Origin of the sequence: Verminephrobacter eiseniae EF01-2, from assembly GCF_000015565.1 — a bacterium.
Classification (GTDB): domain Bacteria; phylum Pseudomonadota; class Gammaproteobacteria; order Burkholderiales; family Burkholderiaceae_C; genus Acidovorax; species Acidovorax eiseniae.
In genome coordinates this window covers 1,121,616-1,145,622 of record NC_008786.1, presented here as the reverse complement: position 1 = coordinate 1,145,622, position 24,007 = coordinate 1,121,616, and the positions used below count along the sequence as shown (strand labels likewise).

22 protein-coding genes, 2 tRNA genes and 2 pseudogenes are annotated in these 24,007 nt (G+C 63.9%); 11 read left to right on the top strand and 15 right to left on the bottom strand.

Annotated elements, in window-relative coordinates:
• Window positions 1-8: 8 nt before the first annotated feature.
• From VEIS_RS05075 to VEIS_RS05065, 3 genes are all read right to left on the bottom strand, one after another.
• Window positions 9-608, bottom strand: coding sequence for a TetR/AcrR family transcriptional regulator (locus tag VEIS_RS05075; RefSeq protein ID WP_041949819.1), 600 nt, complete (start codon window positions 606-608; stop codon window positions 9-11).
• Window positions 609-864: 256 nt separating this feature from the next.
• Window positions 865-1,851 carry a Bug family tripartite tricarboxylate transporter substrate binding protein gene (locus VEIS_RS05070; RefSeq protein ID WP_011808819.1) on the bottom strand — a complete coding sequence of 329 codons (987 nt, stop codon included), beginning with the start codon at window positions 1,849-1,851 and terminating at the stop codon, window positions 865-867.
• Window positions 1,852-1,890: 39 nt separating this feature from the next.
• Window positions 1,891-3,219: an arylsulfatase gene (locus VEIS_RS05065; protein WP_041949818.1), complete on the bottom strand. Its 1,329-nt coding sequence runs from the start codon at window positions 3,217-3,219 to the stop codon at window positions 1,891-1,893.
• A gap of 95 nt (window positions 3,220-3,314) precedes the next feature.
• On the opposite strand from VEIS_RS05065, the gene VEIS_RS05060 reads away from it, so the two are divergent.
• The gene (locus VEIS_RS05060; RefSeq protein WP_011808817.1) at window positions 3,315-4,235 is read left to right on the top strand and encodes a LysR family transcriptional regulator; all 921 of its coding nucleotides are present in this window, start codon (window positions 3,315-3,317) and stop codon (window positions 4,233-4,235) included.
• Window positions 4,236-4,249: 14 nt separating this feature from the next.
• Here the strand turns inward: VEIS_RS05060 and VEIS_RS05055 are convergent, their stop codons facing one another.
• The 3 genes from VEIS_RS05055 to cysM all read right to left on the bottom strand — a co-directional run bounded on the left by VEIS_RS05055 (window position 4,250) and on the right by cysM (window position 6,139).
• Window positions 4,250-4,477, bottom strand: a complete 228-nt coding sequence (locus tag VEIS_RS05055; RefSeq protein WP_011808816.1) for a sulfurtransferase TusA family protein — start codon at window positions 4,475-4,477, stop codon at window positions 4,250-4,252.
• Between the two features lie 3 nt (window positions 4,478-4,480).
• A complete protein-coding gene (locus tag VEIS_RS05050) occupies window positions 4,481-5,050 on the bottom strand; it encodes an NUDIX hydrolase (protein ID WP_011808815.1) in 570 nt (189 codons plus the stop codon).
• A 186-nt stretch (window positions 5,051-5,236) separates the two neighbouring features.
• The gene (gene cysM, locus VEIS_RS05045; protein ID WP_011808814.1) at window positions 5,237-6,139 is read right to left on the bottom strand and encodes a cysteine synthase CysM; all 903 of its coding nucleotides are present in this window, start codon (window positions 6,137-6,139) and stop codon (window positions 5,237-5,239) included.
• Between the two features lie 40 nt (window positions 6,140-6,179).
• Between cysM and VEIS_RS05040 the strand changes: the two genes are divergently transcribed.
• Window positions 6,180-6,264 (top strand) — tRNA-Leu (locus tag VEIS_RS05040).
• Window positions 6,265-6,687: 423 nt separating this feature from the next.
• Complete coding sequence (locus VEIS_RS29580; RefSeq protein ID WP_041949817.1) at window positions 6,688-6,981, top strand: site-specific integrase; 294 nt, start codon at window positions 6,688-6,690, stop codon at window positions 6,979-6,981.
• On the opposite strand, the gene VEIS_RS28280 is transcribed toward VEIS_RS29580, so the two are convergent.
• Entirely contained in the window at window positions 6,956-7,447 is a 492-nt protein-coding gene (locus VEIS_RS28280; RefSeq protein WP_157048402.1) for a hypothetical protein, read from the bottom strand. The genes VEIS_RS29580 and VEIS_RS28280 overlap by 26 nt on opposite strands.
• 79 nt (window positions 7,448-7,526) lie before the next feature.
• Between VEIS_RS28280 and VEIS_RS05030 the strand changes: the two genes are divergently transcribed.
• Complete coding sequence (locus VEIS_RS05030) at window positions 7,527-8,921, top strand: MATE family efflux transporter (RefSeq protein ID WP_011808812.1); 1,395 nt, start codon at window positions 7,527-7,529, stop codon at window positions 8,919-8,921.
• The gene (locus VEIS_RS05025) at window positions 8,911-9,555 is read left to right on the top strand and encodes a hypothetical protein (protein ID WP_011808811.1); all 645 of its coding nucleotides are present in this window, start codon (window positions 8,911-8,913) and stop codon (window positions 9,553-9,555) included. The genes VEIS_RS05030 and VEIS_RS05025 overlap by 11 nt, the downstream gene beginning before the upstream one ends.
• Window positions 9,556-9,654: 99 nt before the next feature.
• Here the strand turns inward: VEIS_RS05025 and VEIS_RS31460 are convergent, their stop codons facing one another.
• Window positions 9,655-9,927, bottom strand: a complete 273-nt coding sequence (locus VEIS_RS31460; protein ID WP_407831854.1) for a transposase — start codon at window positions 9,925-9,927, stop codon at window positions 9,655-9,657.
• Between the two features lie 84 nt (window positions 9,928-10,011).
• Between VEIS_RS31460 and VEIS_RS05020 the strand changes: the two genes are divergently transcribed.
• Entirely contained in the window at window positions 10,012-10,209 is a 198-nt protein-coding gene (locus tag VEIS_RS05020) for a heavy-metal-associated domain-containing protein (protein WP_011808810.1), read from the top strand.
• A gap of 323 nt (window positions 10,210-10,532) precedes the next feature.
• Here the strand turns inward: VEIS_RS05020 and VEIS_RS28275 are convergent, their stop codons facing one another.
• Window positions 10,533-10,685, bottom strand: coding sequence for a hypothetical protein (locus VEIS_RS28275; protein WP_232287849.1), 153 nt, complete (start codon window positions 10,683-10,685; stop codon window positions 10,533-10,535).
• A gap of 200 nt (window positions 10,686-10,885) precedes the next feature.
• Here VEIS_RS28275 and VEIS_RS05015 point away from each other — a divergent pair, with 200 nt between their 5' ends.
• The 4 genes from VEIS_RS05015 to VEIS_RS05000 all read left to right on the top strand — a co-directional run bounded on the left by VEIS_RS05015 (window position 10,886) and on the right by VEIS_RS05000 (window position 17,853).
• Window positions 10,886-11,866, top strand: coding sequence for a recombination-associated protein RdgC (locus VEIS_RS05015; RefSeq protein ID WP_011808808.1), 981 nt, complete (start codon window positions 10,886-10,888; stop codon window positions 11,864-11,866).
• A 125-nt stretch (window positions 11,867-11,991) separates the two neighbouring features.
• Entirely contained in the window at window positions 11,992-14,301 is a 2,310-nt protein-coding gene (gene hsdR, locus VEIS_RS05010; RefSeq protein WP_011808807.1) for an EcoAI/FtnUII family type I restriction enzme subunit R, read from the top strand.
• 355 nt (window positions 14,302-14,656) lie between these two features.
• Window positions 14,657-16,114, top strand: a complete 1,458-nt coding sequence (locus VEIS_RS05005; protein WP_011808805.1) for a type I restriction-modification system subunit M — start codon at window positions 14,657-14,659, stop codon at window positions 16,112-16,114.
• Window positions 16,115-16,125: 11 nt separating this feature from the next.
• A complete protein-coding gene (locus VEIS_RS05000; protein ID WP_011808804.1) occupies window positions 16,126-17,853 on the top strand; it encodes a restriction endonuclease subunit S in 1,728 nt (575 codons plus the stop codon).
• A gap of 236 nt (window positions 17,854-18,089) precedes the next feature.
• Here the strand turns inward: VEIS_RS05000 and VEIS_RS04995 are convergent.
• The 6 genes and pseudogenes from VEIS_RS04995 to tolB form a co-directional block, all read right to left on the bottom strand.
• Window positions 18,090-18,165, bottom strand: a tRNA-Lys gene (locus VEIS_RS04995).
• A 75-nt stretch (window positions 18,166-18,240) separates the two neighbouring features.
• A pseudogene (locus VEIS_RS30225) lies at window positions 18,241-18,459 on the bottom strand (tRNA threonylcarbamoyladenosine dehydratase); the annotation flags it as partial.
• A gap of 171 nt (window positions 18,460-18,630) precedes the next feature.
• Window positions 18,631-19,233 (bottom strand): annotated as a pseudogene (locus tag VEIS_RS29575) (tRNA threonylcarbamoyladenosine dehydratase); the annotation flags it as partial.
• A complete protein-coding gene (gene ybgF / locus VEIS_RS04985; RefSeq protein WP_011808802.1) occupies window positions 19,233-20,030 on the bottom strand; it encodes a tol-pal system protein YbgF in 798 nt (265 codons plus the stop codon). The pseudogene VEIS_RS29575 and the gene ybgF, both read right to left, overlap by 1 nt.
• Window positions 20,027-20,575 carry a peptidoglycan-associated lipoprotein Pal gene (gene pal / locus VEIS_RS04980; RefSeq protein ID WP_011808801.1) on the bottom strand — a complete coding sequence of 183 codons (549 nt, stop codon included), beginning with the start codon at window positions 20,573-20,575 and terminating at the stop codon, window positions 20,027-20,029. The genes ybgF and pal overlap by 4 nt, the downstream gene beginning before the upstream one ends.
• A 45-nt stretch (window positions 20,576-20,620) precedes the next feature.
• The gene (gene tolB, locus VEIS_RS04975) at window positions 20,621-21,949 is read right to left on the bottom strand and encodes a Tol-Pal system beta propeller repeat protein TolB (RefSeq protein ID WP_041949815.1); all 1,329 of its coding nucleotides are present in this window, start codon (window positions 21,947-21,949) and stop codon (window positions 20,621-20,623) included.
• A gap of 155 nt (window positions 21,950-22,104) precedes the next feature.
• Here tolB and VEIS_RS04970 point away from each other — a divergent pair, with 155 nt between their 5' ends.
• Window positions 22,105-23,994 (top strand): ABC transporter transmembrane domain-containing protein, encoded by a 1,890-nt coding sequence (locus tag VEIS_RS04970; RefSeq protein WP_011808799.1) that lies wholly within the window; start codon window positions 22,105-22,107, stop codon window positions 23,992-23,994.
• Window positions 23,995-24,007 lie beyond the last annotated feature (13 nt).

Below are 24,007 nucleotides of genomic sequence, written 5' to 3'. Positions count from 1 at the left end.
GGACTCAATCAATCGAGAACTTTCATCGCGACCTCTACTGCGGCAGACATGGCTGCTTTGGAAGGGCCCGTCTTCCCCACGACACGCAGACCCTGGAGAAGGCACAGCATGAACTTCGCCGTGGCCTGGCTGTCGACCTTGGCGGGAATCGAACCGTCGCTCTGACCCACGCGTATCAGTCGGATCAACAACTTCTCTCGGCGCTGGAGCGAATCGACCACGCGGTCGGCCACTTCTTCATCGAAGGCGGCCAATTCCACGGCCGTGCTGACCACCAAACATCCGTGTTGCCCCTCGGCGCCATGCGAGAGACTCGCGTAGAACGCGAGGATCCGATGCAATTTTTCTCGCCCCGTCGATGCAGCGTCGATCGCAGTCATCAGTTGCGCCCCACGCATGGACGCTTGACGGTCGAACGCCGCGAGAAAAACGGCCCGCTTGTCCTTGAACGCCTTGTAGATGCTGCCGGCCGTCAACCCCATCGCTTCACCCAGTTCGCCGATCGATGTGGCGTGGTAGCCGCGCTGGCAAAAAATCCGGATCGCTCGGTCCAACGCCTCGTCTATGTCGAACTCGCGCGGACGACCCCGGCTACGGGGCAGGTCCATCGGGGCCGATCCAGGAATTGTGGGCATGGCCCGGATTATAGGAAATGATCAATTCCAAAATCGAATGCTTTGATTTTCCACAATCACAGTGAGGGCTTCGCTGCTTTCCAAACTGCCACGACGCGGATTGGCCCCGCACGGTGGCCGGCAGGCACCCCGGTGTGGGGCGCTGACCACGAAGGTGCGCGCCACGGCGCCTTGTGTTCCTGCGCCACATCCGGGTCGCTTCGCGCCGGCATGGACGAACGCTGGCGTCTCAATCCCATTGCAGCTTGGCCTGGTGCGCCAATGTCTGCCAGCGCTGCATTTCCTGGAGCACGAATGCCGTGCTCTGCTGCGCCGTGGCCAGCGTCGGTTCGACCCCAGCCGCCGCATAGGCGGCCTGAACCTCGGGGGCCTGCAATGCCTTGTTGATGGCGGCATTGAGCGCCTGCACCCGGTCATCAGGCACACCCGTGGGAGTGGCCACCACAAACCATTGATCGGCATTGAAGTCGGGCAGGCCGGCTTCCTGCAAAGTGGGCACATCGGGCAACAGGCCCGAGCGCATGGCCGTGGATATGCCATATGCGCGCAGCCTGCCGGCCTTGATATGGGGTAGCACCGGGGTGATGCCGAGCAGCCCCAATGGCACTTGGCCGCCGACCACATCCGTGACGGCCTGGCCGCCGCCCTTGTATGGAATATGCGTCATCTGCGTCCGGGCGAGCTGATTGAGCAACTCGCCGGTCAGATGCTGGCTGGTGCCGTTGCCGGAGGTGGCGTAGCTCAAGACCCCGGGATTTTTTCTGGCGGCGGCCAGCAGTCCCTCCAAGGTCGGCGGCAGGGCCGTCGCCATCGTGCCCACGAGCACCATAGGCCCCCGGGCGAGGATGGCGAGCGCCGTCATTTCCTTGCCGATCTGCGGCCTGGGGATATGCGTCAGCGTCGGGCCGGGGATGCTCACCAGGGTCAGCCCGTCCTGGGCCGCTTTGGCAGCGGCCTGCAACGCGATCGCGCCTGCGGCACCCGGCCGGTTCTCGACGATCACAGCTTGATCGAGTTGGCGCGCCAGCGCGCGCGCAACGACGCGGGTCAGGACATCCGTGGTGCCGCCGGCCGGTTGCCCGACCAGCCAGGTGATGGGCCGACCCTGCGTGTCGATGGGCCGACCCTGCATCGCACTTTGCGCCCAAAGCCAGGGCGAGGCGGTAGCGCCGAGGGCGGCCAATGCGCGCCGACGTGACAGACGGGTGGTGTTCATCGCGGTCTCGCTCCGGGGGATGGTGCGGTGGCAGGGCCGTCAATCCAACTGCCCGGGCCGGGTGTTGGGGTGCTGCACGAAGCTGTCCTGAAACGCCTTGACCAGCTTGAGCATCGGAGCGCGCACCCAGGTGTTGTAGGCCATCACGTCCATCTGTTCCTTGGGGTCGCGGGTGATGTTGAACAGGTAGGGCGATTCCAGCTTGCCCTTGCTTTCGTTGACCACGGGCTCCCAGTAGAAGTGGAGCTTCCAGTCGCGCCACTTGACCGCGCGCAGTTCCTCCTTGATGTAGAAGGGAAAGCCCTCGCGCGCCGATGCGCTCTGCCGGCCCAGGAAGAAGGGCAGTTGATCGACGCCATCGATCGGGCGGTCCTGCGGAATGCGGGCGCCGGCCACGCCGGCCAGCGTCGTAAACAGATCGGTGACATGCACGATCTCGTTGCTCACCCGCGCGGCGGAGATATGCCCCGGCCAGCGCACGATGCAGGGCACGCGCAGACTGCCTTCCATCGCCGTGTGGTAGGTGCCGCTCCAGGGGCCGGCCGTGCCGCGGTAAGGCACGCGGAACTCAGGCCCGTTGTCGCTGCAAAAAATCAGCACGCTGTTTTCGGCCGCGCCGAGTTCGTCCAGCGCCCGAACCACTTGCCCGACACGGTGGTCCAGTTCCACCATCGAGTCGGCGAAGTCGCCAGCGCCAGTGCGCCCGGCAAAGTCCGGGTGCGGCAGCGTCGGGAAATGCAGGTGGATCAGCGGCAGGTAAAGAAAGAACGGCCGGCCTGTCGATGCGTTGCGCCGCATGAAGGCGATGGACTGCTCGACCAGCTCGGCGTCGATCTGCCGGCGGCTATCGAGGTCGTACACCTTCAGGTTTTCCGAAGGCTGGCCGCTGCGCCCGCGCATGATCCAGGGCAGATCGACCACGGCGGGGTCAAAGCCGACGGTCGAGGTGAACTGGCTCTCGTCGGTGGTGCGCGCAATTCCGTACCACTCGTCGAAGCCGCGATCCGAAGGCAAGCGCCCGGGCACATCGCCCAAATGCCATTTGCCGTAATGCGCGCTCGCATAACCCTGCGCCGACAACAGTTGCGCCAGCGTGATCTCGCGCCGCGTCAGGCCCTGCGGCAGACCCGGCGGCACCGATTGCAGGCAGCCGGTGCGGATCGGATGGCGCCCCGTCATCAGCGCCGAGCGTGTCGGCACACAGTCGCTTTCGACGTTGAAGTTCTGCAACCGCAGGCCCTGCGTTGCCAGGGCGTCGATGTTCGGCGTGGGCGCGCCCCGCAGCGCGCCGCCGCCGTAGCAGCCAGGCTCACCCCAGCCGAGGTTGTCGGCCACGATGAGAACGATGTTGGGGGTGCTGACAGACATGGTGGCGGCTTTGCAAAAGTGCGGATGCCGACAATCTAAGTGCCGCCACCGGCCCGACCCATTCCTGACCCGGGGGGAAGCCATAAACTGCAGGAATGCCCTTGTCGATCCGCGATATCGAGTATTTCCTCGCCGTTGCCAAGACCGGCCTGCTTTCGGCCGCCGCCGATGAACTGGGCGTCACCCAATCGGCACTCACCAAGGCCGTGCAGCGGGTCGAGGCCGAGTTCGACCTGCCCCTGTTCGAGCGCAGCGCACGCGGCATGGCCCTGACTTCGGCCGGGCAGCGGATGCTCGGGCAAGCGCATCGCCTGCGCGCCGATTACGCCGACCTCGTGCTGCTGGCCAATGAGATGCGGGCGCGGCAATCGGGCCTGCTGCGCGTGGGCGTGACCGACACCACGGCGGGCAACCGCGTTGCGCTGGCACTGGGCTCCTTGCTGGCCCAGCGCCCGGGACTGCGGGTGCATCTGCGCGTCGATCGCTCGGATGCGCTGGCGGCCCTGCTGCATGAAGGCGCGCTGGACTTGGCGCTGGTGCCGGTGTACGAAGGCCAGCGGCTCGACGCTGACCGGACCAGGATCGACAACGACCCGATGCTGCCCCTGGTACGAACCAGGCACCCGTTGCTGCAACGCGCGCGCGTGGGCCTGGCCGATGTGGCCGCTTATGGCTGGATCACCGGACCGGCCAATGCGGCGCTATCGATGACGATCGCCGGGATCTTTGCGCGCCACCAACTGCCCGCGCCCCGGGTCGTGATGGAAGTGCCGTTCGTCTCCGGCCTGAACCTGTCAGTGCTGGCCGCCACCGACCTGGTGACGATGGTGCCGCGCTCGTTCATGCGGCAGGTCGAAGATCAGCAATTTGGCGTGCTGCCCGTCGCCGCACTGCATGTGCCGCGTGCCGTGGAGTTGCTGTCGCGCCCCGGCGCGGGCTGGTCGCCGTTGATGCAGACGCTGCGCGACAACCTGCTGGCTCTTGGGCAAAAGCGGGGGCGCCCGGCCGGTTCCTGAGTCTTTCGGCCCCGTCAACGCCGGCGCAGGACATGGACATATTCCTCGCCCACCGTCTTTTGCTCCACCAGCGCATTGCCTGTCTGCCTGGAAAACGCCTGAAAATCCCGCAACGACCCGCTGTCGGTGGCCAGCACCTTGAGCAGTTGGCCGCTGGCCATGTCGGCCAGGGCCTTTTTCGCCTTGAGGATCGGAAGGGGGCAGTTCAGGCCCCGGGCATCGACTTCTTTGTGAATGTCCATGGCTCATCGATCCTTGGGCGGCAGGTCCAGCCCGCGCCGGCGCTCGGCATTTTCTTCGGCGCTGAAGAACACCGGCTCATGCCCGCGCGTGCGCAACCAGTCGGCCAGCGCATAGCCGGTGCCTGCAGGCCAGCAGCGCAGGTCCGCCAACTCATACAGCCGGTAGTCCGCCAGTTCAGCAGACAGGCGCACCTGCCCCTCGGCCAGCACATGGTAGGCAATGATCACCTGGTTCATGCGCAGGAACTCGTAAACGCCGACCAGGGTGGTCGAGCGCACATCGAGGTCGGTCTCTTCCTTGACCTCGCGCGCAATGCCCTGCCGGGGCGACTCGCCCGCCTCCATGAAGCCGGTGATCAATGCAAACATCTTCGCGGGCCAGGCCGCATTGCGCGCCAGCAGCACCTTGCCGCCGATCTCCACAATGGCCGCCAGCACCGGCGTGGGGTTGTTCCAATGCGTCCAGCCGCAGGCAGGGCAGCGCAGCCGCTCCTTGTCGCCCCCGTCTTCGGGCGCGGTAATGGCTTGCAGCGCCGTCGCGCAATGCGTGCAGTGGCGGGTTTCGTAGTTCATCGTTGCTCTTTTTTCAATAACTGCATGCTCGATCGGATCGAGCGCCAACAGCCCCTTGATTCAAATCCTGTGGCGCCGCCACCCATTCCATCTCTAAATCGTTCGTGAACGCGAAGGCAAAGCACAGGCAGTACGAATGTACGGCAAGCGACGCCGACAAAGTGCACGGATGATTCGGGAATGGAATCAGGCCGGAAAGACGCCCGTCGACAAATACCGGTCACCACGGTCACAGACGATGAACACGATGGTGGCGTCGCTGACGCGCGCGGCGATCTGCTGCGCCACCCAGCAAGCACCCGCTGAGGAGATCCCCGCAAAAATACCCTCTTCACGCGCCAGGCGGCGGCACATGTCTTCGGCATGGTCCTGGTTCACGAACACCAGTTCGTCCACCCTGCTCGGCTCATAAATCCGGGGCAGATATTCCTGCGGCCACTTGCGGATGCCGGGAATGCGCGCGCCTTCCTCAGGCTGCGCACCGATGATGCGGACCGCCGGGTTCTTTTCCTTGAGCAAGCGCGACACCCCCGTGATGGTGCCCGTGGTGCCCATGGCGCTGACGAAATGCGTGATGCGCCCGTCGGTCTGCTGCCAAATCTCGGGGCCCGTGGTTTCGTAATGGATGCGCGGGTTGTCGGCATTGGCAAACTGATCGAGCACCTTGCCCTGGCCACGCTTTTGCATGGCTTCGGCCAGATCGCGCGCATGCTCCATGCCCCCGCTTTTCGGTGTCAGCACCAGTTCGGCACCAAAAGCCCTCATGGTCTGCGCGCGCTCGATCGACAGATCCTCCGGCATCACCAGCACCATGCGATAGCCCTTGATCGCCGCCGCCATCGCCAGCGCGATGCCGGTGTTGCCCGAGGTCGCCTCGATCAGCGTATCGCCCGGGCGGATATCGCCCCGCTCTTGCGCACGGCTGATCATGGACAGCGCAGGCCGGTCTTTGACCGATCCCGCAGGGTTGTTGCCTTCCAGCTTGCCCAGCACCACCGTGCCGCGTGCGCCGTTGTCCCTGGCCCCGATGCGCTGCAGCACCACCAGCGGCGTATGGCCTACTGCGTCTTCGATCGTCGGATATTTCATACGCCCTACTGTGCCATAATCTGCGGCCTCACGAGTCACCGCCCGGGTGGCGAAATTGGTAGACGCGCTTGACTCAAAATCAAGTTCCGAAAGGAGTGCCGGTTCGATTCCGGCCCCGGGCACCACACCAATGTTCGTGATTGTGCAGCCACCGCACAATCGTAGATAAATCAAGGGGTTACGGGCGCTTGGGGTTTTCTGGAGTGCGTGTCTCGCAGATGTTTGCACGCCGTTGTCCCCAAAATTTCCCCCAGCGGATCCCCAAATGGCGACTCCCAAGAAGACGGCTGCCGGCTGCTGGAACGTGCAAATCGAGGTGGCGTGCGTGCGTGACAGCGGCACCTTTGACACCAGGCGCGAGGCGCTCGCCTGGGCTCAGCGGCACCCCGCGCAACTGCGACAGGCCAGGCACGCTGCGCCCGGGAATACCAAGACCCTGCGTGATGCCTTGCGTGACTATGCCCAGAAGGTCTCGCCTACCAAGCTCACGCTGCTGGGCCATGTGCTGGAGATTGCGCGGCGCGAGTGGGGGGATACCGGTCAACTCGATGAAGGATGTGACGCGCCCTGCGGCGCCCGATCACCGCGAGGTGCTCATCGCCGGCCCGCAGGTTCGACGCATGCTCAGGCAGTTGGGCTGGCGCGGTGCTGGCCAGCCGGTGCGCAGTGTGAGCGAGGCGATGGCGGTGTGCATGTCGGCGGCGCTGCTGACCGGCATGCGCGCCGGCGAGTTGTGCGCTTTGGCCAGGCGCGATCTGCACGAAGACCATGCCGTCTTACATACCAGCAAGACGGGCAAAGGGCGCCATGTGCCGCTTACCGCAACGCGCGCAGTGCCCTGATGCACTGCGCGAGGGTGCCCAGAACTTGGGCGCGGTCGGCCTGCGCAGGTTTGGCGGCGTAGTGCATGGCCAGCGCCACGGTGTGCGCGGTGACCGGGCGCGCCCGGTAGGTCTTGCGGGGTTTCTTGTTGCGGCTCATGCGATCAACCTTTGCTGTGCCTGCTGCCCGATCAGCGCTGCGCTGCAACCGGGGTTCCGCCACACGACCTCGGTGCGGCCTTGCCGGCCTTGGCAACCGCCGTGCGTTCAAAGCGCTGCCAGTGCGGGAAAATCTTGCGGTCAGCGTGAAATAACCATAGCGTCCTAGTGTCGCGTCACGGATCAGATGTCGTAGGCTGCGCGCAGCCATCGGAGCGCAGCGCAAGGCGCATCGCGCAGCCAATACCGAGCGTATTGGCAAGCGATGCAACGCCGCGATGCGCTTCGATGGCCAGCGCAGACCGACAGATGATCGGTGACGCGACACTAGCCAGCGGTTTGCGCCCGTCGACAATGCTGGTGCGCCGACGCTGGGCCGAGCACTGCAACACGGAACAAGAGCCAGCATGACGACAGCGACCCGAAAACTCGACCTGGGCCTAGCGCGCGAAGTAGTGCGCATGTCCTTGCCTCTGATGGGGACGATGGCCGGCAACCTCCTGATGATGCTGGTCGACCGGATCTGCCTGGCGCAGTACTCCAGCGACACCCTGGCAGCATCCGGCCCCGCGGTCTTCACCGCAATGACCGTCATCACCTTCTTCACCGCGACCACCAACCTCTCCCGCTCGTGTGTGGCGCAGGCTTTCGGTCGTTCCGGAGAACCGGCGGCGCGGGCTGAAGGCGTGCTGGGCATGCTCATCGCAGCAGGCCTCGGGCTGATCCTGCTGTGCCTGTCACCGCTGCTCGGCATGATCCCCTCGCTGAGCGACCGCCCACCCGCAATTCGCGCCCTGGAGTCGAGCTTCCTGGAGCTCTCCGCGCTCTTCGGCGCCGTGATGGTACTCAACGTGTCGATGTCCGCCTACTTCAACGGCATCGGCAAGACCCGGATCTCGCTGTATGTCGGGCTGCTCGGCCAAGTCGTCGCCGCGCTGGCCATCTACGGCCTCGTCTTCGGCCGTTTCGGCCTGCCCGAACTCGGCATGCGCGGATCCGCCCTGGGCACGCTCGTCGGTTGCGTCTCGATGCTGGTGTGCTATGCGTGGCAGTTGCCGCATGGCTTCCTCAGGGAGGGCCTGAAGCATTGGGCGGATGCGGGAAAGGCGGCGCTGCGCGCGCAGGTCGTACTTCGACTTCGCCGCGGCTTCGCGTCGGGTACGGCAGCGGGCATGGACGAACTCGGAAATACCAGCTTCGTCTGGCTGGCCGCAGTCCTCGGGCCGATTGCACTGGCGGCCAACAACGTCAACCTGACGCTGAACTACCTCGCAATCATTCCCATCATCGGGTTGGGCATCGGCTGCAGCGTGCTTTGCAGCAACGCCATCGGCCGCAACGAATACGAGCAGATCCCGCCGATCCTCAAGGTGACGTTGTTGATCGAAGGCGCATACGTCCTCGTCGTGAGCCTGGCGCAATTGCTCGCGCCCATGATGTTGCTCGAGCCGTTCGGCCTTTCGACGACCGATGTGCAGATCCAGACCACCGCCGTCGACACCACTCGGGTGCTGTGGACCTTTTCGGCGTCGTTCGTGTTCTCCATGACGGGTGCGGCAGTGCTTGAGGGCTTCGGGATGACGCGATTCATCCTGGTCACCCGGATCGGCCTGATGTGGGGCCTCAGCCTCCCCTTGATCTACCTGGCGACGCACCACGGCGCAGGTGATCCGGCATGGCTGCCACGGATCTGGATCATTGGCTCGGTCTTCGAGTTCGCCATCGGCTGCATCTATTTCTGGAACATCCGGCAAGCTACCCGAAAGCGCCTCAACTACCTGCAGGTCCAACATGCCGCCTGAGACCGCATCACCACAGCACGTCCATCGCTTTCCCGCCGTGGCGGTCAACTGCTTCACCGGCAGCCTCGCCCAGCTGCTGAACCGTCGCGGCACACCCGTGAACGAGTCCAGGATGCTGGAACTCGGCGAGGGCTACCTGTTCCGCTGCGGCCTCGATGAATGGGGCTATCCCGAGTACACCTTCGCCGTACAGGACGTCGGCCTGCTGGGCTGCACTCGCCTGGGCGCCAGGATGGAATCCGCCCCCATCGACGGGCCGGACGGACTGGACCAACTTGCCCGTCTTTGCCGATCGAATGGCGGCGCGGTGGTCTGGGTCAACACCAGTCGGCTCACGCACGACGTCTTCTATTCGCAGAATCCCGCGTACCTTCACGCGCTGCTGGTCACCGCCGTCTCCGAAGACGGACACCAGATCCAGATCCACGATCCACTGGTCGTCAATCGCGAGCGCTACGGGTGCGAGACGTGGGTCGATGCCGAAGCATTTCGCGTCGCGCTGACGGACCAGGTCCGCACGGAAACGTACAACCACATGGGCCTGGCCCATTCGATCTCGGACGTCCCGGCGGCGTTGCAGCAGACGACTGCGACTCAGACCCTGGTGGCCTTGCTCCGGCAGTCCGAACGTTAAGTTCTACCAGGAGATGCGCGCGCGCCTACCACCTGACGCCCGATGTCGAGGCGACCATGTATGTCTCGATGGCCAGCCAGGACGAAACGCCAGGGCGTGTTAACAATCAAGTAATCCAAATATAAGTACAAACCAGATTGAGAAACGACAGGTAGTTACGCGCCAGCTTTTCATAACGAGTTGCGATTCTTCGGAATTGCTTGATCCGATTATGCTGTCAATCAGGGCATCGGCATCGTAGCCCTTGTCAGCCAGTACCGCATCGGTTTTCAAGCCTTCCAACAGCGACTTGGCTTGTGTAATATCGGCTACCTCGCCACCAGTGAGCAGCCAACGCACTGGGCTACCGAGCGCATCGACAACGACGTGAATCTTGCTCGTCCATCCACCACGCGAACGGCCTATTGCCTGTGGCCCCTCTTATTTCCCCGTAAACCAAAGATACAAGGAAACCCCATGCAAACCACCACCTTCCAAGTGCAAGGCATGAGCTGCGGCCATTGCGAGCGTGCCGTCACCCAGGCCGTGCAACGGTTGGACCCCCAGGCCACCGTGCACATAGACCGCGCCAGCGGCAAGGTCGATGTTGCCAGCAGCGCGCCGCGCGAAGCCCTGGCCGCAGCGATTGCGCAAGAGGGCTACAGCATCACATGAGCATGGACAGCACTGCGGGCCTGAACAGGCGCCGCTGCACCGTCGCCCGCCCCGGCTGGGGTTGGCAATGTCCCTGTCTTTCTATGTCTTTCATATAAGGAATAGTCGTAGTAGTAAGATGCCGGCCTGTCTGTGCACAAGTGCTTTTTTTCCAATGTTGGTGCGCACTTGGCCGCAGGCCAAGCCTGTGCACCGACCCCCCTTGCCGCTGTCATCGTGGTGGGGACAAAAACCGGTGCAGGCCGATGTCTGTGGATGAACCGTCGCTTGTGCCGGAACCATCCCCAGATTTGCCCACAGCCGGTTTTGCGCCTAGTGTCGCGTCACCGATCAGATGTCGCAGGCTGCGCGCAGCCATCGGAGCGCAGCGCAAGGCGCATCGCGCGGCCCATACCGAGCTGTATTGGCAAGCGATGCAACGCCGCGATGCGCTTCGATGGCCAGCGCAGACCGACAGATGATCGGTGACGCGACACTAGCCGTATCGACCCCTGCGCAAGGGGCCAGGGCCGGGTCCATCGGGCGCAGCAGCCCCATGCTGCTACCGCTTCGTTGACCTGTATCAAAATGCCGGTCGGCGCTGGATTCAAACGTTTTTTCTGCTGTCAAAACAATAGTACTTTCAGCGCAAACCAAAACAGTCCGTTCGACGACCCCATGATCAAAAGGTTTTTCAGTGTTCAAAAACATCATCGTGTACCGCATCGCGCCGCATTGGCAGATGCAACTGACGCAACTGGAACAAGCGCTGGCCAAGGCGCCCTTCATCGAATGCGGCGCCACGCAGGAACAATCCCTGGGCTGGACGCCGCCACGCGGTGCGCATGGCCTGTTGGCCGAATCGGTCGGGGGCCAATGGATCTTGCGCTGCATGGTCGAAACCAAGCTGCTGCCCGGTCCGGTGCTGGCGCGCAAGGTCAAGGAAAAAGCCGGGCATATCGAGCAGCAAACCGGCCGTAAACCCGGCAAAAAGGAAAGCCGGGCGCTCAAGGACGAGGCCAGGCTGGACCTGCTGCCGCTGGCTTTCACCCAGCAGGGGGCGATGTGGGTGTGGATCGACATGGCAGCGCGCCTGCTGGTGCTCGACACCGCCAGCCAGAGCCGTGCCGACGAGGTGGTGACCCTGCTGGTCGAACTGCTGCCGGGCCTGTCGGTCGCGCCGATCGATACCCGAACCAGCCCGCAGGCCGCGATGTCGCACTGGCTCAGCACGCAGGAGCCGCCCGCAGGTTTCAGTGTCGACCGCGAATGCGAGCTCAAGAGCGCCAGCGAAACCAAGGCCGTTGTGCGCTACGCCCGCCACCCGCTCGATATCGAGGAAATCCAGGCCCATATCGCCGCTGGCAAGCTGCCCACCCAGCTCGCGCTGACATGGGATGGCCGCGTGTCCTTCGTGCTGACCGAGGGCTTGCAGATCAAAAAACTGTCTTTTCTGGACACAGTGCGCGAAGGCACCTCGGCCGACGACAGCGGTTTTGACACCGATGTGGCCATCGCCACGGGCGAGCTGGCCCTGCTGATCCCGGACTTGATCGAGGCGCTCGGTGGCGCGGCAGACCAGGGTCATGGGGTGGCCGCAGCCCCGGTGACGGCACCGGCAGGCCCCGATGGTGCTGCGCTGCGGCGGCCTGTGGACCCGGAGCCAGCCCCTTTCTGATGCCAGAGCAACAGGGGTTGGTTCTCATCGCCAGTGCGGCGCCGCCGCATAATCCTTGCTCGGAATGAGGGACAAGGAATGCCCATAGGCTTGAGGCTTGTGTGCGTCGGCATTCGGGGGAAAGAATGAGCAACCTCAGAAAAAATGACATCTGCGACAAGCTTATCCGTCCCGCCATGGAAAAAGCGGGCTGGAGCAGCATGGACCAGATCTACCGCGCCTACCCTTTGCGTCCAGGGCGGGTGATGGTGTGTGGCAACGAAGCCCGGCGCGATAGCTCCACCGAACTGCGCGCCGACTTCGTGCTGTTCTACAAAGCCAACATCCCGCTGGCCGTGGTGCAGGCCAGCCAGCACATGGCGGGCGAGGGCCTGCTGCCGGCCATCGACTGCGCCCGGCTGCTGGATGCGCCCTTTTGCTTTGCCGGCAATGGCGACGGCCTGGTGCTGCGCGACGCCACGCGCGCCGATGCCGCGCCCGAGCGCCAGTTGACGCTCGACGAATTCCCTTCCCCCGCCGAACTATGGGACAGATACTGCGCCGCCAGGGGTTGGAGCCCGCAGGTGTGCCAGGTGGCCGCGTCCGACTACGCGCCAGGCAAGACCCTGCGCTACTACCAGCTCAAAGCCATCAACCGCACGGTGGAGGCCATTGCCAACGGTCAAAATCGCGCGCTGCTCGTGATGGCCGCCGGCACGGGAAAAACCTGCACCGCGTTCCAGATCATCTGGCGCCTCTGGAAAAGCGACAGCAGAAAACGCATCTTGTTTTTGGCCGACAGCAACACCCTGATCAACCAGGCCATGGTCAATGACTTTCGCCCCTTCAAGAGCGCGATGATCAAACTCAGCTTTGACGCCAAAGGCGTGGAACGTGCCGACGCGCCCGGCGAGCGCAAATGGGGGGACAGAAAAACCGCCAAAGAGGTCGATAAAAGCTACGAAATCTATCTTGCGTCATGCCGGATCGTCACAGGCACCGGCGAAAAGCACAACGACATCTACAAACAGTTCCGCCCCGACTTTTTCGACCTCATCGTGGTCGACGAATGCCACCACGGCAGCGCGGCCGAAGACTCGGTTTGGCGCGAAATCCTCGACTACTTTGCCAGCGCCACCCAGATCGGGTTCAGCAGCACCGCCGTCGACAGCGATTACTTCGGTGCGCCCATCTACAGCTACAGTTTTCGGCAAGGCATCAAAGACGGCTACCTTGCACCCTACAAAATCATCCGTGTCGATCTGGAGCGCGACACCCTCACCGGACACACCATGGCAAACCTGACCGACCCTTATGGTCTACTGATCGAAAACTACGCCAGCAGCGTGCTGCTGCACAAACCCGTGCCCGAACAGCGCGACCTGGCCGCAGCCGCCAGGATCACCGAATACCTCCAAGCCACGGACCGCTACGCCAAAACCATTGTGTTTTGCGAAAACACGGACCATGCCGCCCGCATGCGCCAAGCCCTCACCCAGGCCAACGCCGACCTGTGCGCAACCGAGCCCGGCTACGTGGTGCAGATCGCCGGCGACAACGCCGACGGCAAGCACGAACTGGAAAACTTCATCAACCCCGAAAAGACCTTCCCCGTCATCATCACCAGTTCCAAGCTGACGAGCACAGGGATCGATGCCGCCACCTGCAAGCTCATCGTGATCGACCGGAACATACCGTCGATGGCACAGTTCGAGCAAATCATCGGCTGGGGCAGCCGCTTGCACGAAGACCTGGGCAAAAGCTGGTTCACCATCATCGACTTCAGACGCGCCACCGAACTCTTTGCCGACAAAGACCTCGACGGCGGCCCGGTGCAGGTCTACGAGCCCAAGGCGGGCGAGCCCATGGAGCCGTCCGCAGCCCTCATCGACCCTCTGGACCTTCCCGACCAGACCCCGCCTGGCGACACACCGGAGGCCCCCGCAGGCCAATGGTGCGCCGAAAACCTGCGTGGCGACATCCGCAGCAAGCTGCTGAAGCGCTTCGATTCGTTAGCCCAATTTCTGCAAACCTGGCAGCAGGCCGAGCGCAAGACCACGTTGCTGCAAGAATTGCAAGCCTATGGCATACCGCTGAACGCCCTGGCGGCACAGGTAGTTGCGGCCGACACCGGTCTGCAGAACCTCGATCCCTTCGACCTGCTGCTGCATGTGGCCTACGACCAGCCCACGCTGACCCGGCGCGAGCGGGCGGCCCGCGTCAAAAAACGAAAACCCTTCAGTTCCTATGGCCCGATGGCGCGCAAGGTGCTGCAAGCCCTGCTCGACAAATACGCCGACGAAGGCATCACCACCATCGAAAGCAGTGAAGTTTTCAGGATCCAGCCTTTTACCAACCTGGGCAGCCCCGTGGAACTGGTGCGCAGTTTCGGCGGCCGCCCGCAATACCAGGCTGCGTTACAGACGCTGGTGCGTGAAATTTATCGCGCTGGTTAGCCTCTCATGCCAACGGGCATCAATAAAAAATGATCCAGGAGACAACGTGCTAACCTCATTCGGTGACCACCTGCGCACTCAAGCGCCAAGCGCTTCATCAAAGCCGGTCCCGTCTGTCTGAAAGTGGCAGAAAATGGGGACAGCCGCGCCATCAATATGCAGTGGGCAGGGTCTGGATTTGGAGTGTGGATACCGATCTGCAAGAGGGTGATCGCAGACCAGGATTTCACATCACCGCCTGCCGACTGCGTCACCCGACGGCGCGTCATGCCCTGGCGCCCAATGATTTCTCTCCTGCAGACAAACAGTAACCCAATGCCGGGTTCAAGCCGAAAATTTGCCAAGCAGACAACCCATGTCCAACCTCACCTCCGTCATCAAATCCATCCAGGACATCATGCGCCAAGACTCTGGCGTCGATGGCGACGCCCAGCGCATCAGCCAACTCACCTGGCTGCTGTTTCTCAAAGTGTTCGACGCGCTCGAAGAAGAACTGGAACTGACCCGCGGCGCCTACCACAGCCCGATCCCGGAGCCCATGCGCTGGCGCCACTGGGCGGCCGATGTCGAGGGCATGACGGGCGACGCCCTGCTCGACTTTGTCGACAACCAGCTCTTTGTCGTCCTGAAAAACCTGAGCGCCGACCCACTGCGCAACCCGCGCGGCTACGTGGTGCGCAGCGTGTTCGAAGATGCCTACAACTGCATGAAAAGCGGCCACTTGCTGCGCCAGGTGGTCAACAAGATCAACGGCATCGACTTCAACCGCCAGAGCGAGCGCCATCAGTTCAACGACCTGTACGAAAAAATCCTGAAAGACTTGCAAAGTGCGGGCAATGCCGGCGAGTTCTACACGCCCCGAGCGGTCACGCAGTTCATGGTCGACATCTGCAACCCCCGGCTCGGAGAGGTGGTGCTCGACCCCGCCACCGGTACCGGCGGCTTTTTGGTCTGTGCCATCGAGCACCTGCGCAAACAGGTCAGGAACATCGCCGACGAAGTCATGCTGCAAAGCAGCATCCGCGGCGTCGAAAAAAAACACCTGCCCCACATACTGTGCGTCACCAACCTGCTGCTGCACGGCATCGAAGTGCCCAGCCAGATCGTGCACGACAACGCTTTGATGCGCCCGCTGCGCGACTACACCACGGCCGACCGCGTCGACCTGGTGTTCACCAACCCGCCCTTTGGCGGTATGGAAGAATGCGATGGCTACCCGGCCGATCTGCGCACCAAGGAAACCGCCGACCTGTTCCTGGTGCTCATCAAACATATCCTGAAGCCCGGTGGCCGCGCCGCCCTGGTGCTGCCCGACGGCGTCCTGTTCGGCGAAGGCGCCAAAGTCCGCATCAAGGAGCAGTTGCTGGCCGAGTGCAACCTGCACACCATCGTGCGTCTGCCCCATGGCGTGTTCTCGCCCTACACCGGCATCAAGACCAACCTGCTGTTCTTTACCAAAGGCACGCCCACCACCCATGTGTGGTACTACGAGCACCTCTACCCGCCGGGCGTCAAGAACTACAGCAAGACCCAACCCATCCGCATCCAGGAGTTCGACCACGAGAAAGCCTGGTGGGGCAACGAGGCCGACGGCTTTGCCGCGCGCGTGGAAAACGAGCACGCCTGGAAGGTCGGCATCGACGCCATCCGCGCAGCCCACTACAACCTCGACCAGAAAAATCCGCATGTCGACAAGACCGCATGCTACGACCCCGACACCCTGCTGGCCGACTACGCCCGCTTGCAGGCTGAAGCGCAAACCCTGCGCAATCAACTCAAAGACATCTTGAGCCAATCGCTCGCCAGCGCTTGAAAGGCAAGCGTATGCTGCTATCAAACATGGATCTCGTGGTCACCGCCCCGGCAGGCGTGGCGAAACTGCGCGAGTTGATCCTGAGCCTGGCAGTACAAGGCAGGCTGGTGCCGCAAGACCCGGCCGATGAACCGGCAAGCAAGCTGCTGCAAACGATTCAGGAACAGAAAGCCCGGTTGATCGCCAAAGGCAAGATCCGGCGCAACAAGGCGCAGGCCAAGATTGCGCAGCACGAAAAGCCGTTTGCCTTGCCGCCGGGCTGGGAGTGGGTGCGGCTTGGCGCGTTGCTGCCGTTTCGTATCGGCAAGACCCCGGCGAGCGAAGATCCGCAGTATTGGGATCAGGAAGGCTATGCCTGGGTCAGTATTTCCGACATGGCGCACCTCGGCGAGGTCTTTGACACCCAGCGCAAGCTCACAGCCCGTGGAGCGCAAGTATTCGGCTATGAGCCACTGCCCGTGGGCACCTTGATTATGAGTTTCAAGCTCACGATAGGCAAGATTTCGGTGCTGCGCGTGCCCGCCTACCACAACGAAGCCATCGTGTCCTTGATGCCGCTGTGCGGTCTGGTGACCGACTTCCTGAAATACATGCTGCCCACGGTCTCCAAAACGGGGGTCTCCAAAGAAGCACTGATGGGCACGACACTGAACACGCAATCGCTGTCGAATTTGTTGATCGCCTTGCCGCCAGCGGTCGAACAAAGCCGCATCGTCGCCCGCGTCGAAGAACTCATGCGCCTGTGCGATACGTTGGAGGCCAGGGGCCCATTGGAGGCCGCGCAACATGCCCGGCTCGTCGACACCCTGCTGGGCACGCTCACCGGCAGCAACACGCCGCAAGAGCTGAGCGCCCACTGGCAGCGCGTGCGCACCCATTTCGACCTGCTGTTCGACCGCCCCGAGGCCGTCGACGCGCTGGAGCAAACCCTGCTGCAACTGGCCGTGCGCGGCCTGCTCGTGCCCCAGGACCCGGGCGAAGAACCGGCCAGCGGGCTGCTGCAAAAAATCTGCGCCGAAAAAGATCGACTGATCGCCGCAGGTCAACTCAGGCCCGACAAGGCGCTGGCGCCGCTGCAGGCACAGGAAGCGCCGTTCAGGGCACCGCCGGGCTGGGAATGGGCAAGGTTCGGCGATGTCGCTGCGATTACCAGCGGCGTCATCCTGGGCCGCAAGGCAGCCATCAGCGCGCCCGTTCTTTTGCCCTATCTGCGGGTGGCCAATGTACAGCGCTGGCATTTGAATCTGTCGTCGGTCAAGCAAGTCGTCATCGATCAATCCGAGCTGGAGCGCTTTCAGATCGTCCGTGGCGATTTGCTGATCACCGAGGGCGGCAATCGGGACAAAGTGGGGCGCACCGCGATATGGCGCGACGAACTGCCCGTGTGTTTGCATCAAAACCATGTATTCAGGGTGCGCGGCACCTCGCCCGACTGGAACCCGGTATGGGCCGAGCTGTACCTGAACTCCGTCACGGCCCGCGCCTACTTTGCCGCAGCGTCCAAGCAGACCACGAACCTGGCGTCCATCAACATGACGCAGCTCAGGCTCTGTGCTTTCCCTGTCCCCCCCTTGGTCGAACAAGCCCGCATCGTCAGCCGCGTCGAAGCCCTGCGCAGCCTGTGCGCCGACCTGCGCCAGCGCCTGAGCGCCAGCCAGACCGTCCAAACCCATCTGGCCGAGGCGCTGCTGGAGTCTGTGGCGCGGTTAGTTCCCAAGCCGGGTTCGAAATGGCCATGATTTCAAGAGCTCGACGAAGCCGAGCGCCGGGCCGAGAAATACGTCCCGGTCAAGGCCGGGTTCGGCCTGTTTGCCCTGCTCCTCCCCGTCCGAGGCGTCGGAGCCAAAGCGGCGCAGCGCAGGGCGCAAGAAAGCGCACGGCTGAGTCCCTGGCCCGTGCTGGGCGGCATCCCGTGCAAAGCAGAAATATGCTACGTTTTATGTAGCTGGATTTCTATGTTTCGCACGGTGTTTTGTGGTAGGACGTACAAGATTCGAACTTGTGACCAACGGATTAAAAGTCCGCTGCTCTACCAACTGAGCTAACGTCCCGACCTGTTCGACCGATGCCAAGCCGTGCAGGCAGTCTGGCTGCCTGCGCAAAAGCCTTAAATTGTAGCGTCGTTTTTACCGGCAACGCGGGGCTGCGCGGCCTGTGGCCAATTGGTCGAGCACCCACCCCGCCGCACATTGTCCGAAGGTGGCCGTCACCGCCACCATCGAGCCGTAGCCGTGGCAATTCAATGAACTGTCGATTTTGCAGGACGCCTCTGGCAGGGCAACGGGCTCACGGCTGAAGACGCTGGTCACGCCCAGTTCCTGGCCGTCGCGTGCTGCGCGATGGTGCTGTTCATCGCGCTGCGTGCGGAGGTGTTGGCCATCGCGCTGCGCGCGGAGGTGTTGGCCATCGCGCTGCGCGCGGAGGTGTTGGCCATCGCGCTGCGCGCGGAGGTGTTGGCCATCGCGCTGCGCGCGGAGGTGTTGGCCATCGCGCTGCGCGCGGAGGTGTTGGCCATCGCACTGCGCGCGGAGGCATTGGTCATCGCGCTGCGCGCGATGGTGCCGGCGTATCCGCTGGCGCAGTTGCGCCAGCAGCGGGTCATGGGTTGCGCGTGCAAGGTCGTCGATTTCTACCTGGTGGGCATGCCGCTTGCCGCCAGCGGCACCCACGGTGATGTGCCATGTTCCTGCGGTCCGGGCCCACAGGGCCATGGTCAATTTGGCTTGGACTTGGTCGCAGGCGTCGATGAGTGCGTCCACCGGGGTTGGCAAAAGCCCGGGCCAGTTTCCGGGGGCGACGAAATCTTCGATGCAGGCGACCTTGCATGCGGGGTGTATCCGGGCGATCCGGTCACGCATGGCCAGCACCTTGGCCTGCCCTACGGTATCGGTCAGGGCCTGAATCTGGCGGTTGATGTTCGACTCGGTCACATGATCGAGGTCGATCAGCGTGATCTGCGCCACGCCTGTGCGTGCCAGGGCCTCGGCGGCCCAGGAGCCGACGCCGCCGATGCCGACCACGGCGATATGGGCGCGGTGTATCCGGGCGGCGGCTTGGGCGCCGTAAAGCCGCCGGATGGCGCCAAACCGACGCTCCGGATCGGTCTCTTGGTCGGGCATTATTTCAAGTAGGCCAAGCGCTCTTTGGCGGCCAGCGCAGCCTCCGATTGCGGATAGGCTTGCAGCAGGTCTTCCAGCGTTTTGCGTGCGCTGCGGGTGTCTTTGAGCTCCATCTGGCAGTTGGCGATCGACAAGGCGGCTTCGGGCGCCCGGGCGTGGCCCGGGGTGTCGGACAGGAGTTGCCTGAAGTTGACGATGGCCTCCTGGTACTCCCGGGTCGCGTACTGCGCGTTGCCGAGCCAAAAGCGCGCCGACGGCATGAAACCGCTGCGCGGATACTGCCTCACGAAGCTGGAAAAAGCCAAGCCCGCATCGGCAAATTTGCCCGCGCGAAAGACCGCCAGAGCGGCCTCGAAATCGCGCTTTTCTGCCGGGTCGGCCTGAAACTCACGGCCATCGACGCTCACCTTGACCGGCTCGAACTGGCGCAGCCGTTCGTCGACCCCTTGGGTGATGTCTTTTTGTCGGCGCTGTAGCTCGCCCAGGTCGCGCCGCAATTGCTCGTTTTGGCCATTGAGCCTGGCCTGCTCTGCGCGCAGGGTTTCGATCTGCGTTTGCAGGTCCAGCAGGCTGCGCCGCAACTGGGCGTTCTCGTCAGCCCCTTTGCGCAGTTCTTCGGTTGTGCGCTGCCGGGATTGCTGCAGGTCATCGATGCGCTGGCGCATTTCCAGTATGGCCCGGCGCGCCTCGCCATCTTCGAACAGGGCCGCCCGGGCCGCCGGCAACAAAGCCAGCGCCAGCGCGGCTGCAGCCAGTGCCCGCAGCACGGCAGCAATCATGGTCGCGGCCGGCATCATCGGTAGGTCATTTCGACTCGGCGGTTTTGCGCGTGCGCCTCTTCGGTGTGGCCTTGCACTGCCAGTTTTTCCTTGCCGAAGCTCACGGCTTCCATCTGGCTGTCCGGCACGCCCAGCAGGCCCAGTGCGCGGCGCACGGCTTCGGCCCGCTTTTGTCCCAGGGACAGGTTGTATTCACGGCCGCCACGCTCGTCGGTGTGCCCTTCGAGCATCAGTTTGCGCTTGGTGTCGGTTTTGATGAAACGGGAGTGGGCTTCGATCAGCGTCTGGAACTCGGGTTTGATGACGTAGCTGTCGTAGTCGAAGTAGACGATGCGGGCGATGCCCACGGGGCCTGCGGTATCCCGCGCCGGTTGCGTCAAGTCGACGCCGGCAACGCCGCCACTGCCCTGGGCGGCGTTGCCGGTGTTGCCGCCGGCGTTGGCTTCACCGCTGAGCGTGCTTGCGGTTTTGTCTTCGATGGGTACTTCGTCGAGTTTTACGCCAGAGCTACAACCGGCCACCAAGGCGGCAATGGTCAGGGCAAGGCTTATGCGTTTGATCATCCAAATTTCTCCTGAAGGCGTGGGTTGCGATGGCTGTCTGAAAACTCATGGTTTTTGGAACGGACCCCAGTCCGGTTCGCGAATGTCGCCGGCCTGCCCTGCCAGACGGGCTTTGATTTTGCCGTCGAGCGTGGTGGTCATCAGGGCCTCGCGGCCCTGCTGTTCGGTGGCATACACGATGAGCCTGCTGTTCGGGGCAAAGCTGGGATTCTCGTCTGCCGTAGTATCGGTGATGGCATTGACTGAGCCGGAAACCAGGTCCATCACCTGCAGCTTGAAGGCCCCGCCCGCGCGCGAGATGTAGGCCAGCCAGCGGCCATCGGGGCTGACGCTGGGCGAGATGTTGTAGTTGCCGGTGAAGGTCACGCGCTCTGCATCGCCGCCCGAGACGCCCACCTTGTAGATCTGCGGCGCGCCGCCACGGTCGCTGACGAAATAGATGCTGCGGCCATCGCCGGAAAATGCCGGCTCGGTGTCGATGCCGGCGCTTTGCATCAGGCGGCGCGGCTCGCCGCCGTTGGCGTCTATGGTGTACAACTGCGAGCCGCCATCGCGGCTCAAGGTGACCGCCAGGGTGCGCCCATCGGGAGCCCAGGCGGGCGCGCTGTTGGAGCCGCGAAAGTTGGCGATCAGACGCCGCCGACCCGATGCCACGTCGTGCACGTACACCACGGGTTTGCGCGACTCGAAAGACACGTAGGCCAGTTGGTCGCCAAGGGGCGACCAGGCCGGGGAGATGATCGATTCGGGGCTGGACAGCGCCGATTGCGCGTTCTCGCCGTCGGCGTCGGCCACCCACAGGCTGTAGCGCGCGCCGGTCCGGTTCGTGGTCCGGGTCACATATGCGATGCGCGTGGAGAAAACGCCGCGTTCGCCGGTGAGTTTTTCATGGATGAAGTCGGCGATGCGGTGCGCCACCAGACGCAGGTCCCCTGGCGTGACCAGGAAGCTCTGCCCTCCCAAGTCCTGCCCCTTGACCACATCCCACAGGCGAAAGCGCACATCGAAGCGCCCGTTGGACGACAGCGCGACGCTGCCGGCGAGCAGCGAATCGGCATTTTTTTTGCGCCACAGCGCCAGATCGGGGCGCGTGGTTTCGTCCAGCGCCGCGCCATCGGCGTCGACGGCACGAAACTGGCCGCTGCGCTCCAGATCGGCCTGGACGATGGCCGCCATTTTTTGCGGGGCCTGCGCCTGCCCCCTGAACGGGGCCAGGGCTATCGGCAACTGGGTCAGGCCCACGCCCGTCACTTCGACACGAAACTGCGCCAGGGCCGGCAGCACGGGGGTGGCGATCAGCGCTGCCAGCATTTGGCGGCGCGAGGGGGGCGCCGCAGGGAAGGGGGAGCGTTGGAAGACGCGATCTGTGGTCATTGACATCCAGCGGTGGCCGAACAAAGGCAAAGGAGCAACCTCGCATGTTACACACAGTGGCCAGCCCATCTGTGACAAGCTGTGTGATTGCGGGCCGCTTTCAGCGAAATCCACCGGGGGCATGCCCGGCACCCGCCACCGTAGAATCCGGGCCGATGCCAGCCACAGATACGGGCGCCACGCCTGCCGACACCCCGCTTTTGCCTCGTCGCTTGACGGCGCGTCTGATGCGGTTGTCGGTTTACTTTGGCCGGCAGCGGCTGGCCTGGGGGCTGGCCATCGCCGCAACGCTGGTGGGCGCGCTCACGGAGCCGTTGATTCCGGCCCTGCTGCAGCCCTTGCTCGACGAGGGCTTCATCCAGGGCCGCTTGCCGCTGTGGCTGGTGCCGCTGGCCATTTTGGGGGTGTTCCTGGTCCGGGGCTTGGCCCAGTTCGTGGGCCAGTATGCGCTGGCGCGGATTGCCAATGACGGCATGCTGACCCTGCGCCAGGCCCTGTTCGACCGGGTGCTGGCCGCCGAAATGGGCTTGTTTGCGCGCCAGTCCGCCAGTGCCCTGGCCAACACCGTGGTCTACGAAGTGCAGACCGGCGCCACGCTGCTGGTGCAGGCGCTGCTGGGGCTGTCGCGCGATGGCTTTACCTTGCTTGCACTGCTGGCCTATTTGCTGTATCTGAACTGGCAGCTCACGCTGATCGTCGCGGTGGTGGTTCCGGGGGTGGCATGGATCATGAAGACGCTGTCGCGGCGGCTGTACCGGTTGACCAAGAGCAGCCAGCAGGCCACGGACGAGTTGGCCTATGTGGTGGAAGAAAACGTGCTGGCGCACCGCATCGTCCGTCTGCACGGTGCGCAGGCCGGCCAGGCCCGGCGCTTTGCCGGCCTGAGCCAGGGCCTGCGGCGCTTGGCGATCAAGGCGACGATTGCCTCGGCCGCGATGACGCCGCTGACGCAGTTGCTGGCAGCGGCCGCGCTGTCGGTGGTGATCTGCATCGCCCTGTGGCAAAGCCACAGCGCCGGCGATGCCGGCGATGTCACCGTGGGCGGCTTCGTCTCGTTCATCACGGCGATGCTGATGCTGATCGCGCCGATCCGGCGCCTGGCCGATGTGGCCAGCCCGGTGACGCGCGGCGTGGCCGCGCTCGAGCGCGGCCTGGGCCTGCTGGAGGAGACCGGCGCCGAAACCGGCGGGCCGTATCGGGCGCAACGCACACAACGCACGCAGCCGGCAGGGCAGGCGCAGCCGTCAGACCCGCCAAAGCCGCCAAAGCCACCCCCCCAGGGCGCGCTCACGCTCGACAGCGTGAGCGTGAGCTTTGGCCCGGAGCGTGCGCCGGCCCTGGAGCGCGTGAGTTTGCGCGTGCAGCCCGGTGAAATCGTCGCCCTGGTCGGCCCCTCTGGCGCCGGCAAGACCACCTTGGTGAACCTGTTGCCGCGCTTCGTGCTGCCGACATCGGGCCGGATTCTGCTGGACGGACAGGCTTTGCCCGACTGGGATCTGGGTGCGCTGCGGGCGCAATTTGCGATGGTCAGCCAGGATGTGGTGCTGCTCAACGACAGCATTGCCTGCAATGTGGCGCTGGGCCGGGCCGTCGACGAAAAGCGCGTGCACGAGTGCCTGGCTGCGGCCCATCTGACCGAGCATGTGGCCGCGCTCCCGCAGGGGATTCACACGGTGGCCGGGCACAACGCCGCGCAGCTATCGGGCGGGCAGCGCCAGCGGCTGGCGATTGCGCGCGCGCTCTACAAGGATGCGCCGATCCTGATTCTGGACGAAGCGACTTCGGCGCTCGATACCGAGTCCGAACGGCTGGTGCAGCAGGCCCTGCAGCGCCTGATGCAGGGACGCACCACGCTGGTCATTGCGCACCGGCTGTCGACCATAGAACATGCGGATCGGGTGGTGGTGATGGAGCGCGGGCGCATCGCCGAGCAAGGCACGCACAGCGAATTGATGGCGCGCGGCGGCCTGTATGCGCGCCTGCAGGCCCGGCCCGCTGGCGGCAATGGCCTGGCCCGGGGTGATGCCGGGGTGATGCCGGGGTGATGCCGGGGTGATG

What these genes read in the sequence shown, in the direction of transcription:
- pal (WP_011808801.1), bottom strand. Translation starts at nt 20,575, where the DNA reads ATGATCAAACGCATAAGCCTTGCCCTGACCATTGCCGCCTTGGTGGCC.
- VEIS_RS05060 (WP_011808817.1), top strand. Translation starts at nt 3,315, where the DNA reads ATGCCCTTGTCGATCCGCGATATCGAGTATTTCCTCGCCGTTGCCAAG.
- hsdR (WP_011808807.1), top strand. Translation starts at nt 11,992, where the DNA reads ATGAGCAACCTCAGAAAAAATGACATCTGCGACAAGCTTATCCGTCCC.
- VEIS_RS05005 (WP_011808805.1), top strand. Translation starts at nt 14,657, where the DNA reads ATGTCCAACCTCACCTCCGTCATCAAATCCATCCAGGACATCATGCGC.
- VEIS_RS05000 (WP_011808804.1), top strand. Translation starts at nt 16,126, where the DNA reads ATGCTGCTATCAAACATGGATCTCGTGGTCACCGCCCCGGCAGGCGTG.
- VEIS_RS05050 (WP_011808815.1), bottom strand. Translation starts at nt 5,050, where the DNA reads ATGAACTACGAAACCCGCCACTGCACGCATTGCGCGACGGCGCTGCAA.
- ybgF (WP_011808802.1), bottom strand. Translation starts at nt 20,030, where the DNA reads ATGATGCCGGCCGCGACCATGATTGCTGCCGTGCTGCGGGCACTGGCT.
- VEIS_RS04970 (WP_011808799.1), top strand. Translation starts at nt 22,105, where the DNA reads ATGCCAGCCACAGATACGGGCGCCACGCCTGCCGACACCCCGCTTTTG.
- VEIS_RS05055 (WP_011808816.1), bottom strand. Translation starts at nt 4,477, where the DNA reads ATGGACATTCACAAAGAAGTCGATGCCCGGGGCCTGAACTGCCCCCTT.
- VEIS_RS05075 (WP_041949819.1), bottom strand. Translation starts at nt 608, where the DNA reads ATGGACCTGCCCCGTAGCCGGGGTCGTCCGCGCGAGTTCGACATAGAC.
- VEIS_RS05070 (WP_011808819.1), bottom strand. Translation starts at nt 1,851, where the DNA reads ATGAACACCACCCGTCTGTCACGTCGGCGCGCATTGGCCGCCCTCGGC.
- tolB (WP_041949815.1), bottom strand. Translation starts at nt 21,949, where the DNA reads ATGACCACAGATCGCGTCTTCCAACGCTCCCCCTTCCCTGCGGCGCCC.
- VEIS_RS05065 (WP_041949818.1), bottom strand. Translation starts at nt 3,219, where the DNA reads ATGTCTGTCAGCACCCCCAACATCGTTCTCATCGTGGCCGACAACCTC.
- VEIS_RS05025 (WP_011808811.1), top strand. Translation starts at nt 8,911, where the DNA reads ATGCCGCCTGAGACCGCATCACCACAGCACGTCCATCGCTTTCCCGCC.
- VEIS_RS29580 (WP_041949817.1), top strand. Translation starts at nt 6,688, where the DNA reads ATGAAGGATGTGACGCGCCCTGCGGCGCCCGATCACCGCGAGGTGCTC.
- VEIS_RS05030 (WP_011808812.1), top strand. Translation starts at nt 7,527, where the DNA reads ATGACGACAGCGACCCGAAAACTCGACCTGGGCCTAGCGCGCGAAGTA.
- VEIS_RS05020 (WP_011808810.1), top strand. Translation starts at nt 10,012, where the DNA reads ATGCAAACCACCACCTTCCAAGTGCAAGGCATGAGCTGCGGCCATTGC.
- cysM (WP_011808814.1), bottom strand. Translation starts at nt 6,139, where the DNA reads ATGAAATATCCGACGATCGAAGACGCAGTAGGCCATACGCCGCTGGTG.